Annotated in this window: 13 protein-coding genes; 4 read left to right on the top strand and 9 right to left on the bottom strand. The window is 58.1% G+C overall.

Features of this window, described 5'->3' with window-relative positions; genetic code table 11:
* Window positions 1-14: 14 nt before the first annotated feature.
* From mgtA to KVH01_RS16475, 3 genes are all read right to left on the bottom strand, one after another.
* Complete coding sequence (gene mgtA / locus KVH01_RS16485; RefSeq protein ID WP_217882110.1) at window positions 15-2,720, bottom strand: magnesium-translocating P-type ATPase; 2,706 nt, start codon at window positions 2,718-2,720, stop codon at window positions 15-17.
* Window positions 2,721-3,338: 618 nt separating this feature from the next.
* A complete protein-coding gene (locus tag KVH01_RS16480; protein WP_043050225.1) occupies window positions 3,339-3,683 on the bottom strand; it encodes an antibiotic biosynthesis monooxygenase family protein in 345 nt (114 codons plus the stop codon).
* The gene (locus KVH01_RS16475) at window positions 3,680-4,840 is read right to left on the bottom strand and encodes a cytochrome P450 (protein WP_217882109.1); all 1,161 of its coding nucleotides are present in this window, start codon (window positions 4,838-4,840) and stop codon (window positions 3,680-3,682) included. Before KVH01_RS16475 ends, KVH01_RS16480 begins: the two co-directional genes overlap by 4 nt.
* Before the next feature lie 74 nt (window positions 4,841-4,914).
* On the opposite strand from KVH01_RS16475, the gene KVH01_RS16470 reads away from it, so the two are divergent.
* Window positions 4,915-5,661, top strand: coding sequence for an ArsR/SmtB family transcription factor (locus KVH01_RS16470; protein WP_217882108.1), 747 nt, complete (start codon window positions 4,915-4,917; stop codon window positions 5,659-5,661).
* A gap of 3 nt (window positions 5,662-5,664) precedes the next feature.
* Here the strand turns inward: KVH01_RS16470 and KVH01_RS16465 are convergent, their stop codons facing one another.
* The gene (locus KVH01_RS16465; protein WP_217882107.1) at window positions 5,665-6,264 is read right to left on the bottom strand and encodes a GNAT family N-acetyltransferase; all 600 of its coding nucleotides are present in this window, start codon (window positions 6,262-6,264) and stop codon (window positions 5,665-5,667) included.
* Window positions 6,265-6,275: 11 nt separating this feature from the next.
* Window positions 6,276-6,620, bottom strand: a complete 345-nt coding sequence (locus KVH01_RS16460; RefSeq protein ID WP_046071995.1) for an FKBP-type peptidyl-prolyl cis-trans isomerase — start codon at window positions 6,618-6,620, stop codon at window positions 6,276-6,278.
* Between the two features lie 397 nt (window positions 6,621-7,017).
* On the opposite strand from KVH01_RS16460, the gene KVH01_RS16455 reads away from it, so the two are divergent.
* Window positions 7,018-7,263 (top strand): DUF6124 family protein, encoded by a 246-nt coding sequence (locus KVH01_RS16455; protein WP_217882106.1) that lies wholly within the window; start codon window positions 7,018-7,020, stop codon window positions 7,261-7,263.
* A gap of 668 nt (window positions 7,264-7,931) precedes the next feature.
* Here the strand turns inward: KVH01_RS16455 and KVH01_RS16450 are convergent.
* Together KVH01_RS16450 and KVH01_RS16445 are read right to left on the bottom strand one after the other, a co-directional pair.
* A complete protein-coding gene (locus KVH01_RS16450; protein ID WP_217882105.1) occupies window positions 7,932-8,552 on the bottom strand; it encodes a transglycosylase SLT domain-containing protein in 621 nt (206 codons plus the stop codon).
* A gap of 78 nt (window positions 8,553-8,630) precedes the next feature.
* Window positions 8,631-9,599 (bottom strand): hypothetical protein, encoded by a 969-nt coding sequence (locus tag KVH01_RS16445; protein ID WP_124377266.1) that lies wholly within the window; start codon window positions 9,597-9,599, stop codon window positions 8,631-8,633.
* A gap of 203 nt (window positions 9,600-9,802) precedes the next feature.
* On the opposite strand from KVH01_RS16445, the gene KVH01_RS16440 reads away from it, so the two are divergent.
* Both KVH01_RS16440 and KVH01_RS16435 read left to right on the top strand, forming a co-directional pair.
* Window positions 9,803-11,299 (top strand): PAS domain S-box protein, encoded by a 1,497-nt coding sequence (locus KVH01_RS16440; protein ID WP_217882104.1) that lies wholly within the window; start codon window positions 9,803-9,805, stop codon window positions 11,297-11,299.
* 102 nt (window positions 11,300-11,401) lie between these two features.
* The gene (locus KVH01_RS16435) at window positions 11,402-11,674 is read left to right on the top strand and encodes a DUF1652 domain-containing protein (RefSeq protein WP_043050215.1); all 273 of its coding nucleotides are present in this window, start codon (window positions 11,402-11,404) and stop codon (window positions 11,672-11,674) included.
* Window positions 11,675-11,712: 38 nt separating this feature from the next.
* Here KVH01_RS16435 and KVH01_RS16430 read toward each other — a convergent pair whose 3' ends face one another.
* Together KVH01_RS16430 and KVH01_RS16425 are read right to left on the bottom strand one after the other, a co-directional pair.
* A complete protein-coding gene (locus KVH01_RS16430) occupies window positions 11,713-12,021 on the bottom strand; it encodes an RcnB family protein (protein WP_057012214.1) in 309 nt (102 codons plus the stop codon).
* Window positions 12,022-12,080: 59 nt separating this feature from the next.
* Window positions 12,081-13,091 carry a terpene synthase family protein gene (locus KVH01_RS16425; RefSeq protein WP_217882103.1) on the bottom strand — a complete coding sequence of 337 codons (1,011 nt, stop codon included), beginning with the start codon at window positions 13,089-13,091 and terminating at the stop codon, window positions 12,081-12,083.
* Window positions 13,092-13,226: the final 135 nt, after the last annotated feature.

The raw sequence follows: 13,226 nt of genomic DNA, 5'->3' as shown, positions 1-13,226 counted from the left end.
CCGCTCCTACAGGGTTATTGCCAGCCGAACCGGCGGATATAAAAGCCCTTCACCGCCTGGGTCAGTGCCATGTACGCCAGCAGGATCACCGGCAGAAATACGAAGTACAGCGACGGCAGCGCCTGCAATTTGAAATAGTGCGCCAGCGGCCCCATCGGCAGGAAAATCCCCACGGCCATGATCACGCCGGTCATCAACATCAACGGCAGCGCCGCACGGCTTTGCAGGAAGGGAATTTTCGGAGTACGGATCATGTGCACGATCAGGGTCTGGGTCAGCAGCCCCACCACGAACCAGCCGGACTGGAAGAGGGTCTGGTGGTCTGGAGTGTTGGCATCGAACACATACCACATGAGTGCGAACGTGGTGATGTCGAAGATCGAGCTGATCGGTCCGAAAAACAGCATGAAGCGCCCCACCTCCCCTGGTTGCCAGCGTTGCGGCGTGGCGAGCATTTCGTCATCGACGTTATCGAACGGAATCGCAATCTGGGAGATGTCATACAGCAGGTTCTGCACCAGTAAATGCATTGGCAGCATTGGCAGGAACGGGATAAAGGCACTGGCCACCAGCACCGAGAACACGTTGCCGAAGTTGGAACTGGCGGTCATCTTGATGTACTTGAGCATGTTGGCGAAGGTGCGCCGACCTTCCAGCACGCCCTCCTCCAGGATCATCAGGCTCTTTTCCAGCAGGATGATGTCAGCCGCTTCCTTGGCGATGTCCACCGCGCTGTCCACCGAAATACCGATATCGGCCGTGCGCAATGCCGGTGCGTCGTTGATGCCGTCGCCCATAAAGCCCACCACATGCCCGTTGGCCTTGAGCAGGCGCACAATGCGTTCCTTGTGGCTGGGAGTGAGCTTGGCGAACACATTGGTGGTTTCCACAGACAGGGCCAGTTCGGCATCGGTCATGGCTTCGATATCGTTGCCCATCAGCAAGCCTTGTTGCGCAAGACCCACTTCGCGGCAGATCTTCGCCGTGACCAGCTCGTTGTCGCCGGTCAGCACTTTCACCGCCACGCCATGGGCTTTCAGGGCCTTGAGGGCGGGTGCGGTGCTTTCTTTGGGCGGGTCGAGAAACGCCACATAGCCGATCAGGGTCAGGTCGTTTTCATCCGCCAGGCTGTAGGTGTCACGCCCGGCTGGCATCGGCTGCGCCGCCACCGCCACCACACGCAGCCCTTCCTCGTTAAAGGCCGCGGTCACCTGGCGAATGCGCGCCAGCAGTTCCTCGCTCAGGGCTTCATTGACGTCGCCGTGGCGCACGCTGGTGCACACAGACAAGATCTCCTCCACCGCACCTTTGCAGATCAACAGGTGGGGCCGGTCCTGCTCGGCCACCACCACTGACATGCGGCGGCGGTTGAAGTCGAAGGGGATCTCATCGACCTTATGGAACGCGGTGCCGACTTTCAGCTCGCGATGGATTTCCACGTGCTCAAGCACCGCCACGTCCAGCAGGTTTTTCAGGCCGGTCTGGTAGTAGCTGTTGAGGTAGGCCATTTCCAGCACGTCTTCGGACTCCTCACCCCACACGTCCACATGGCGTGCCAGGAATATCTTGTCCTGGGTCAGCGTGCCGGTCTTGTCGGTGCACAGCACGTCCATGGCGCCGAAGTTCTGGATCGCGTCCAGGCGCTTGACGATGACCTTCTTGCGCGACAGGAATACCGCGCCCTTGGCCAAGGTCGAGGTGACAATCATCGGCAGCATTTCGGGGGTCAGGCCCACGGCAATCGACAGCGCAAACAACAGCGCCTCGGTCCAGTCGCCCTTGGTGAAACCATTGATGAACAGCACCAGCGGCGCCATCACGAACATAAAGCGGATCAGCAACCAGCTGACCTTGTTGACCCCGTGCTGGAACGAAGTGGTCGCGCGATCAGTGGCGGTGACACGTTGGGCCAACGCACCGAAATAGGTGCTGTTGCCGGTGGCCAGAACCACTGCGGTGGCGGCGCCGGACACTACGTTGGTGCCCATGAACAGAATGTTCTCCAGCTCCAACGGGTTGCGGGTATGGGCATCCTGCTGATGGACGAACTTCTCCACCGGCATGGACTCACCGGTCATCGCCGCCTGGCTGACGAACAGGTCCTTGGCGCTGAGCACGCGGCAGTCTGCGGGAATCATGTCACCGGCCGACAATACAATCAGGTCGCCCGGCACCAGTTGCTTGATCGGCAGTTCAACACGCTTGGCAGCATCGCGGCGCAATACGGTGGCCGTGTTGCTCACCATGGCCTTCAAGGCGTCGGCCGCCTTGTTCGACTTGGCCTCCTGCCAAAAGCGTAACAGGGTCGACAGCACCACCATGGAAAAAATCACCGTGGCGGCCTTCATGTCCTCGGTCAGCCAGGAGATCACTGCCAGCAACGTCAGCAGCAGGTTGAACGGGTTCTTGTAGCAGTGCCACAGGTGCACCCACCACGGCAGCGGCTGCTCGTGTTCGACCTCGTTGAGGCCGTATTGCACACGCAGGGCGTCGGCCTCCTGAATAGTGAGCCCCGCCGAATGACTGCCCAGCACACCCAGCAACTGCACGGCACTGCCATTGGCCGCAGCCACCAGGGTGTGCGCCAGGTTCGGCGGGACTTCGCGGCTGACGCTGGCGTCGGTCACGGTTTCGAGCATCGCCAGCCGGCGAAAATGCCGGGCGATATGCCGGGTCCGCAGGAAGCCGGCGAAGAACTCTTTGAGCAGCGTGAAGTTCATGGTGTTACTCCTGCGCGAGGAAAACCCGTCGTGCAGGTACTGCCCATCCGCACCGCGCCCGTCACACAGGCACAGCCGAACCTGGCCCGCCCACCGTAAAAGGCAGGCGCGTCCGTAGCATCCAGGCGTTACCCAGGTGCTGGTCAGCGTCGATGAGAGGGATTCAGGCAGGCGCCAGGACGGGCCACTGCCGGGATGCCGCTTCTCGCTTTGTGAGGCGAGACAACGGCATCTGGAAAATGCGCGTTATCTTGCCAAGTATGCGCCGGTTACCGAGACCGGCCGACAACTGTCACTCGAACAAGTACCCACTGAGGGTCTCCGCTATTGATGAAAACGCGCGAAGCTTACGCCGCGATGTTGGCAGAGTAAACCGTAGGAAAGTGCCCGCATGGAGAATAAGAAAATTCTTCAGGATGGGTTCAGGTAATGCCAGTCAGTTAAGGATCTTTTGTAGGAGCGAGCTCGCTCGCGAAAAACTTACAGGCGCCGCGTTCATTCAGCAAGCACGCGTTATTATTAACATTTTTCGCGAGCAAGCTCGCTCCTACAGAAGACGATGACCACTTAACAGGCTTGCATTAAGGCAACTGCACCTAAGAATTCGGTGTGCTGCTTTCACTCATGAGCCTGTCTGCTATCGGTCGGCGCTTGAACACGATCCTCGAGACTGTAATCGCGCACTACATGGGCAATACGCAGGTGGTAGTCAGCAAAAACCTGCTTACGACCTGTTAGTTGGGCGGCTCGATGTAGTTCAAGGCGTCGCCACCGCTGGATAGCCTCCTCGTCACGCCAAAATGACAGAGATAGCACTTTTCCTGGTTCACTCAGACTCTGGAAACGCTCAACTGAAATGAAGCCATCGAGTTGAGCAAGCAGGGGTTTGAGTTCGGCAGCAAGGTCGAGATAGCGCTGGTATTGCTCCTCGTGTGGCCAGGCTTCAAAAATAACGGCGATCATTGCTGAATCTCCCCATCACGGCAGAACTGCGGGATACGACCATTAAGCGAAGGCAAATAACGCCAGCGATAAGCAGGAGCTGGTGAGGTTGGCTGTCGATGCAAAAACGCGAAAACCACCTCTGAAGCAATTGCCAATGCTAATGGCTGGCCTGGACATTTATGTCTTCCTGAGCCGAAGCTGAAGGTTCGTCGTTGCGCTCGCTTGAGCAAGAAGCTGTCGGGTTCTGGGTTGGCGCTGGGGTCTCGGTTGGCAGCAGCGAGCAATAACAGAATGGTATCGCCCGCCTCTAAAACGCTGTCGCCTATCGCGCATCGCTTGGCAACAAACCGCCGAGTGTTTTGTACCGGTGAATCGTGGCGCGCTACCTCTGCCACCCACTCAGCGGCAAGCGTCGGTGTGGCTTGCATGCCTTCAAACAGCTCAGGGTTTCGTTGGAGCGCTATGAGGGTGTTGCCGATCAGCCCGGCAGTGGCTTCGCAGGTCTGTGACAATAGTCCGATCAGATTCGCTATCAATGCATCATCGTCTTCCCAGGCTGAAGTGTCGTAATCGCTATAAAGACGGCCCAACACGCAGTTACCTTTATCATCGTTACTCAGCAGCGCCTGCAGCATCTGGCTTAGCCGTGCCGCCCCGCAATGGGCTTTACTGAGTTGAGCCTCGTCACTTAACGGCGACAGACAGGCAACAAAATCCCGTGTCATCTGCGCGACTTCCTGTAGCTGGTTGGATGCGAAACCTATCAAGGTCGCAATGACCGAAACCGGTAACGTGAACATCCACTCATTCGGGTTATCGCCCGACATCTCAAATGTCTCGACAACCTGCGCCACGAGGCCTGCGATGTTTTGCGTGCCCATCGAGGCCAAGATAGGCTCGATAACCCTGCGCGGACACTGGTGTTGCGCCCCCTCGTTCATGCGCATCAAACGACCAAAAATATGGCCTGCGGCGCCTTGCGCAAGGGCAGCCGGAATCGGCTCGTGCAGTGGACGTACAAGGCAGTCGGGATGTTCCAGAATGGCCTCGACAACGCCGGCGCCACTGGCAATCCATACTCCAAGATCTGCATCGAACAACAATTCCCTTTGCTGCCTGAGGCGTGAGTAATAAACGTAGGGATCGACATGCGTGGCGGCTTCAAACGGCGTCATTTTGGCAGTCCTTTTCACAAAGAACGGCTACTATCGAGCAATCCTCACCCCCACAATTCGCTCAGGAACGAAATATGGATTCCCAAAGCAATGACACTGCTATTTCCCGTGTCGCAGGCGCCATTGCGGAGCCCGCGAGGACGAAAATGCTTTGTTCGCTGATGGACGGTCACGCCCGTACCAGTACCGAATTGGCTGTCATCGCCGACGTCAGTGCATCCACGGCGAGCGCGCACTTGGCAAGGCTCAAAGAGGACGGTTTGATAAAACTGCACACGCAGGGCAGGCACCGCTACTTCAGCCTGGCAGACGCGCACGTGGCCCAAGCTATTGAAGCACTCATGGTGATCAGCCGAAACGCGCAAACCCAGTTCGTTTCGACGGCCCCCAGTCGATTGCAGTTGGCGCGGACCTGTTATGACCACATGGCAGGATCCCTGGCTGTACAACTGCACGACTATTTCATCGACGCCGGCTGGTTGAGCATGCCGGTCGCTGGTGACGGTACGTATCAGCTCAGCGTGGAGGGCGAAAAAGCGATGACGGGGCTCGGTGTCGAGATAGAAACCGTAAGGGCACAGCGACGTCGTTTCGCTTGCTCATGCCTGGATTGGAGCATGCGCCGCCCTCACCTCGCCGGCGCACTGGGGGCCGCTGTTCTACAGGCCGTTATAAGCCACAAATGGGTGATCCAGGACCTTGATAGTCGTGCGTTGGCATTGACGCCCAAAGGGCGAAAGGAGCTGTACCGCAGATTTGGGATCACGGTTGAAAGCAAGGAGCTGGAGAAATCAGGCGCCGCGCGCCCAGGAGAGCGGTAGGTGCTACAGGCTGATGGGCCGGTCCCGCTCAACCAACGCCAGGTAGCCGTCAATGGTCCCGTTGCCGAGAGGCTTGACCTGGATCGACACCCTATTCACTTGGCGCCCCATGGTGATGCCCTCGCGAGTTCGCACCTGTACATACCCAAGCCCGGGCCAAAAACGCTCGGCCCTGGTATTGCCCACCACCACCGTCAACCGCAGCCATTGGGCACCCTTCGCCGCCGCCCATGCCTCAAGGTCCGAGTGCAAGCGCTGCGCCAGCCCGCTGCCGTGCCAGCGCGTATGCACAAGCAGCAAGCCGATATGCCATACCCCCGCGGCGAGCAAATCTGCGGCGATATTCACCACGGCGACCAATTGGTTCTGCGTATCGCGGTAGCCCAGCCAGTACATGCGGCTGCAATGCCAGCCAGCGGGTAACTGGCCGTATAATTCTTCCCGTGCTTCGCTCGGGGTAGCCGGTTCGCCATTCACCGCGATGAAGTAACCCGGCGCCTGTTCAAAAAACTGCTGCAGCTCAGCCTCATCGCAGCCAAGCAGTTCAACCACCCTAACGTCTTTGAGGGAGCAGCCAGGCAACACCTGTGGATCAACGTCCATGTTCAGTCTCTTCAATCATCCCGCGTCAGCACTTCCAGCAATTCAATCTCGAAACGCAAATTACTGTTGGGGTTGATATGCGCGCCCATGGAACGCTCGCCATAGGCCAGGTGCGCTGGCACATACAATGTACGTACCCCGCCGACCTGCATCCCCATCAAACCCTGGTCCCAGCCCTTGATCACGCGACCGGTGCCAATCACGCACTGGAACGGCTTGCCCCGCTCCCACGACGAATCGAACACGGTGCCATCTTCCAGGGTGCCGGTGTATTGGGTCGTGATCAGCGCGCCCTTGACCACGGTTTTTCCAGTGCCCGGGCGGATGTCGGTGATCTGCAGTTCGTCGTTGCTCATGGGGGTCTCATTGAAGGGGTGGAAGGCTGGGGTTTTCCCAGATTCGACTGGGTTTGGCAAGTGTAGGAACAGTCGGAACAATGACATTTCCCTTTAACTTAAAGGACGTTTCCGAGAGAATCCCAACCGCTTACGCCGCTCACATTGCGTGGCTAGTCTTCGTCGGTCACTGCCAATTCAGTGACTCGGGGTTTGGTAGACCGCGAATGATTAGGCGCTAAGCGCCCCCTTATGCAAGGCGCTTTTTTTCGGCCCTGCGTTATGGCGGCCGTGCGCAGGGCACCTTCGGGTGCACCGGGTCCTAATCACCGGTCTACCAATCTGCGTACGGCCACCACCCTATAAAGTCGTTTGGTAGCGATGGTGGTGGCCTTCTAACTTAGATTAGGAGTCAACCATGGAAAAGCTAGTCCCCGCACCACCCGCCCCAGAACTGCAATTCTTCGCCACCACACCCGACCTCAGCTTCGAAGACGCCCTGGCCCATGCCAGCAGCGTATTGCGTTGCGCCGCCGTTGCCGCGCAGACAGCGGGTGAGCAGTTGGATGGCACTTCCCGCACCCTGGTGATTTCGGTCATGCACCTGGTGGAAATGGCCAGCGTGATGATGGACCGTTCGCTGGAATGCATACTGCCGCGCTAATGCAAAACTAAATGTGGGAGGGGGCTTGCTCCCGATAGCGGCGCATCAGCCACCTCATCATTGGCTGACACTCTGCTATCGGGAGCAAGCCCCTCCCACATTTGGATCGCAGGGCATCTGTCAGATAGCCGTCGGCTGCCAGGCTGCCAACAGCCTCGCCACAGATCCAGCGTCGTACCGCAATCTACTGTGGGAGGGGGCTTGCTCCTGATGGCGGCGCATCAGCCACCTCATCATTGGCTGACAACCTGCTATCGGGAGCAAGCCCCCTCCCACATTTGGATCGCAGGGCATCAGTCAGATAGCCGTCGGCTGCCAGGCTGCCAACAGCCTCGCCACAGATCCAGCGCCGTACCGCAATCTACTGTGGGAGGGGGCTTGCTCCTGATGGCGGCGCATCAGCCACCTCATCATTGGCTGACAACCTGCTATCGGGAGCAAGCCCCTCCCACATTTGAATCGCAGGGCATCAGCCAGATAGCCGTCGGCTGTCAGGCTGCCAACAGCCTCGCCACAGATCCAGCGTCGTACCGCAATCTACTGTGGGAGGGGGCTTGCTCCCGATGGCGGTGCATCAGTCACCACTTCATTGGCTGACAACCTGCTATCGGGAGCAAGCCCCTCCCACATTTTGATCGGTGTGCATTAAGAGGTCGTTCTATCAGCTTTTACAACCAATGCCAGAATCGGCTCCAGAACCCACGCCCCAACTCATTCTTGCACCCGGCATATTGCCGTGCGTACAGCTGTGAACGCGCCTGAACCTTGCTCGCCACCGGTAGCAGCCAGGCTTTGCTGGCGTAGGTGCGCTGGCGGTAGCCACCCCAGCCTTCGTGGTAATTCAGGTATTGGCCGTAGGCGTCGTATTTGTAGACGCCATTGATGGTGTAAGTCTTGTCCATGTACCAGCCGATAAAGTCGATGGCGTCGTCGAAGTCTTCACGATCAGCGCCACTACGTCCGGTGGCTTTGCGGTAATCGTTCCACACTTCATCCTTGGCCTGGGCATAGCCCGAAGCGGTGGACACGCGCCCCCAGGGGATGATCCACAGCAGGTATTTACGCGGGGTCTTGGCGTCGTGGCGAAAGCCCGACTCCTGATACATGATGGCCAGCGGCACCTGGATCGGTACGCCCCAACGTTTTTGCGTGACCTTGGCGGCGTCGTACCAGTCATCCTTTTCGCGAAAGATGCCGCAGATATCATTGGGCGTGCGTGGCGGCGAGGTGCCGCACGCCGCCAACAGAGAGGTAAGTAATAACAGTCCTACGGCTTTGCCTGCGCTCAAGGGGCACCTTTGCGGGATACGGGTAAAATGCCAGCATTTTACCCGTTCACACAGGCGGCGTCCTTGCCGCAGACAGTTTTAAGCCAATGGCACGCGACGGGTCGTCAGCGCGATACGGCCGATAAAGAAGCTCAAGGCCGCGCCCAACAGCAGCATGGCCAAGGTGCTCCAGGCAGCGCGGGACAGTTGCTTGGCCGCTACTTCACCGGCTTCACGGGCTTTCTGCTCAGCCTGCTGCTTGAGTTCCTCGACCTTCTGCATGGCTTGCTGATAAGCCTGGGCATAGTTATCGACGATCTGCGTGGCTTCTTCTTTGCTCTTGCCGGTACGGGCGGCAACGATGTTGACCAGTGCTTCTTTATCCGCCGCATTCAGTGCCGGCTCGCCGGAGGCTTTGACACGTTCGAACCACTGCTTCAACTCATCGCCGGCCTGGGCTGGGTTGGTCGCTGCATCGGTGGCCGATTGCTTGCCATCAGCGCCAGCCTGGTCGGCTTTCTGCTCGATATTGGCCGGGTCAAGCTCAGCCTTGCCACTCTGCTTGAGCAAGGTATCCAACTGGCCTTGCAGGCTGTTCCAATCGAGTTGGATGCCTTGTTCGTTCAACTGCTGCTTGAGGCTGTTGCCGATCCCCGGCGCAGCGGCGGCGATGCCACTGCCGGCAGCTGAAAGGCCTTTGCCTACTACATTGCCGGCAGTGCCGACAACGCTGGCAGCCAAACCGGCCAGCAGCCAGGTGGTGAGCAAGGTGGTCAAGGTCCAGGTCAATACGCCGTGCAGCCCACCACGGTCGGGTGCAGTGCGCCCGGCCACGAAGGCACCCAGTGCAACAGCCACCAACGTCGAGACAAACAGCCAGATGCCCGCTCCGGTGCCGAAACCGCTCAAGGGGTTACCCGCTTCCATAGGGTCCACAGCGCTGGCGCCAATAGCCGTACCCAACACACTCAATACCAGGTAGGTCACCAGTGCGATTGCACTACCGGCCAGTACCGAACTCCACGACACACGGAATAGCGATCGATTGGTTTCATAGACAGTGGTCATACAAAGGTCCTTTTCAATTTCAGGAGCAAGGCAAGGCGCCTTGTTGAGTGGGAGTGTGGCGAAACGACATACGTTCAGTCGTGGCCCATATGCACCACGCCAGCTGGTGCATTCGCACTGCCCCTGGGTTAATTGCTCTGCACTATCCTGAAGCCGGGATGTCGTAGTCCCATGCGCCCTAGACACGCCCTCACGGAGAAGTTATGACCCAGGATGTTCTCGCCAAAGAAACCAACCGCCGTCAATTGCAGCAGATCATCTCCGGGCTGTCCGACGGCGTGATTCTGGCCGAGGTCGACCAGACCATCCTCTGGGCCAATGAAGCCGCGCTGGCCATGCATGGCGTCAGCGAAGTCGAGGAGCTCGGCGCCAACACCGAGGCGTACGCCAAGCGTTTCGCCTTGCGCTATCGCAATAATCATCCGTTGCAGCTGGACAGCTACCCCTTGAGCCGCGTAGCGGCCGGTGAAGAGTTCAGCGATGTGGTGGTGGAGGTCACCCCCGCCGCCGATGAAAGTCGTTACTGGGTACACCGTTTGCGCAGCCTGGTGTTGACTGACGCCAAGGGCGAGCCGGAGCTGCTGGTGTTGATCCTCAGCGACGCCACTGAGTGGGCCAGTGCCGAGCAACGCTTTGAAAAAACCTTCAACGCCAACCCGGCGCCCGCAGTGATCTGTCGCCTCAGCGACTTGCGCTATATCAAGGTCAACCAGGGCTTCCTGGAGATGACCGGCTACAACCGCGACCAGGTCATCGGCAAATCCGTGTATGAACTGGATGTGCTGGAACAGGCCGAGCGCAAGGACCTGGCCATCGAGCGCCTAAGCGAAGGCGCGACCATCCCGCAGATGCAGGCCGAGCTGCGACTGCCCGAAGGCGGCAGTAAACTGGTGATCGTGGCCGGCCAGCCTTTGGACATGAACGAGGAAGACTGCATGCTGTTTTCCTTCACCGACCTGGAGCCTAGGCGCAAAGCGGAAATTGCCCTGCGCCAGAGTGAAGAGCGCTTCGCCAAATCCTTCCGCCTGACGCCAGTGCCGACCCTGATGTGCAGCGCCGTCAACCGCCAGGTAGTGGATATCAACGAAGCCTTCATGACGATCACCGGTTATATCAGTGAGGAACTGATCGGTAAATCCATCGAAGAAATCAACTTTATCGACAGCTCCCAGGCCGGTGCGCAACTGTTTGCCACACTGGAGAAAGCCGGCAACCTCGACGGCCAGGACCTCAAGGTGCGCAAGAAAGGCAACGAGGTGATCGATTGCGTGGTGTCCGCCGATACCGTGATCATTCAGGACATCCCCTGCTACCTGATGGTGCTGATGAACATCACCGAACGCAAACGCTCGGAGCTTGAACTGGTGGCGGCCATTGAGGAAGTGATGCAGGACGCGTCGTGGTTCAGCCAGACCCTGATCGAAAAGCTGGCCAACGCCAAAAGCGTCAATAGCCCTAACCTGTCCAATGTGGCCTTCACCGACCTGACCGCCCGGGAGCGTGATGTGCTGGGCCTGATCTGCGAGGGTCTGGCCGACAAGGAAATCGCCTCGCGCCTGAAACTGGCACCCAACACCGTGCGTAACCATGTAGCCACGGTGTATTCAAAGCTGGGGGTGCACAGCCGCAGTGCGGCCATCGTATGGGCCCGCGAACGCGGGCTGTTTGCCGGAGAATTGCGGGTTAAAAACAAGCGCTGAACATACAAATGCACTAGTCCAGCTAGTGCGAATTCGCCTTATTGGGCGGGGGTGCAATCAATAACCTTCAAGGGATCGTACTTTTGCCTTGAAGGAACCCGCATGTTTACCCTCTCCCAACTGCGTAACTGCATCGAAGAAGGCCTGTCACCGCTGACGTGCGAATTCACCTTGTGCCGGGATGCGTCATTGACCCTCAAGGTCTACGACGCCGAGACCGGCCGGGTCGACCTGGTGGTCACCGGCATCAGCACTAACCGCCTGCAGACCCCACAAGAAGTGGAAAAGATGGTGGATGAGCTGCGTTACGAGCTGCAGAGCAACAACGTCGGCAAGCTCACCCTCGATGATTTGCCTTCATCGACGCGGCAATGAAATAGAACACCTGCAAAGCAGCAGGTGGTGGTGGTGGATTATTTCTTCACCGGGGTGATCTCAAGGATCGTGCCGTTAGTGGTCTTGAGCAGCACGAACTTGTCGCCCACCCGCGCCCATTGGCTGTCTTCCTCTGGCTGTTTGAGGCCGCGTTTTTTCCAGTCACTGACCGCCGACTCCTTGCGCATCAGCATATCCGGGGCGCGATCACCTTCTTTCAGGTCCCGGGCATTGATATTTGAAGGTTGCACGGTTTCCTGAGGGGTATCACCGGCCTGCACGACAAAGCTGGCAGTGGACAGGCCGGCGGTGATCAGCAGGCAAGCGGCTAGGGTTTTAGACTTCATGGGTGCTCCTTCAATTAATGGTGCGTACCCAATGTCCGACCGCGGCGGCGTGCAATCATTCACCGCGTAAAGTCAGCCCGGTAACGAGCACTGTGTTTGTGCCATTCCAGATTCCCCGCAATCCATGCCTTAAGTCCTGCAAGATAGCTTTGCAACAGCGGGGTCGCCCCAACCAGCAAAGCATGCTCCGCCTGTTCGTACTGGAGCATTACGTCGTCATGAATATCGGCAATCATGTCTATTGCTTGTTGAAGGGAGCACTGGTGCAGTGACGCTAACAAATACGGCAACTTAAACGTACCCACCTCATTCAAATGCTCCTTGTAGGCAGAGTACATATCGTTGACCAGCGTGGTCGCCAGGGCCCCCAAGGCAGTGACTCGGTGTACGTCCGGCTGGGAATACACATTGGCCGGTACTTCGTAACCGCCGATGGGGTCGATCAAGACCAGGCATGGCCAGAAACTGTTCACTTGTCGGCTGCCAAGGTATTCAGCCACGGTCGGCCGCGTACCATACACACGCCACGCGCCTTCGGCGGCCATGGCGACAAACATCGCGATGCTGACCTGGCGAACCCGGGCAACCTGGGAGGGGGTACAAAACTTGCTGACTCGCCTCATGTAGGCACTCAGCCCCACCAGAACCGGATCAGCGTTGAGCTGGCTCTCCAATTGGGCATCAAAGGGTTTAGGCAGGTAAGAGGGATCCATCGCGGCAATCGCGAATGATAAACGGGGGGCAACGTGCCTGGGATCGCAGCCCAATGAACGGTCATCGCAATAATGGTCATCAACAGCAAACAAGGCCGCCAGGCACTGTGCTTGCAGCAGGAGGCGGTCAGGATCGTCGGTGTCTACATGGCACAACATTGCGTAGCGACCAAAATCCGAAGCTCGGATCTTGTCCAGTTTTCCAGCGAAGATGCCAATACGCTTGATCCATCTCATCAACCGATTGTTGACCTCTCGCCCCAATGCATCATCTATACGCGTGGGGGTAGGACAACGAAGCGTACGCACAATAAAGGGCGAAATAACCGAAGTCTGGCCAGCAGAAAATTGCTCCATAGCAATAAGCCTCTATCTTGGTGACTGGGCATTACTGCGGACCCGACTGCGTTGGAAAGCATGATGTGTGTAGAAATCTAGTAAAAAAACGCTCTTGTCACTATAGCGCCATTAGAGCTGTTTGACTTATCTCGC

Source organism: Pseudomonas khavaziana, from assembly GCF_019145205.1.
Lineage (GTDB): Bacteria > Pseudomonadota > Gammaproteobacteria > Pseudomonadales > Pseudomonadaceae > Aquipseudomonas > Aquipseudomonas khavaziana.
Note: the sequence above shows the minus strand (reverse complement) of the source record. Positions and strands in the feature narration are given on the sequence as shown.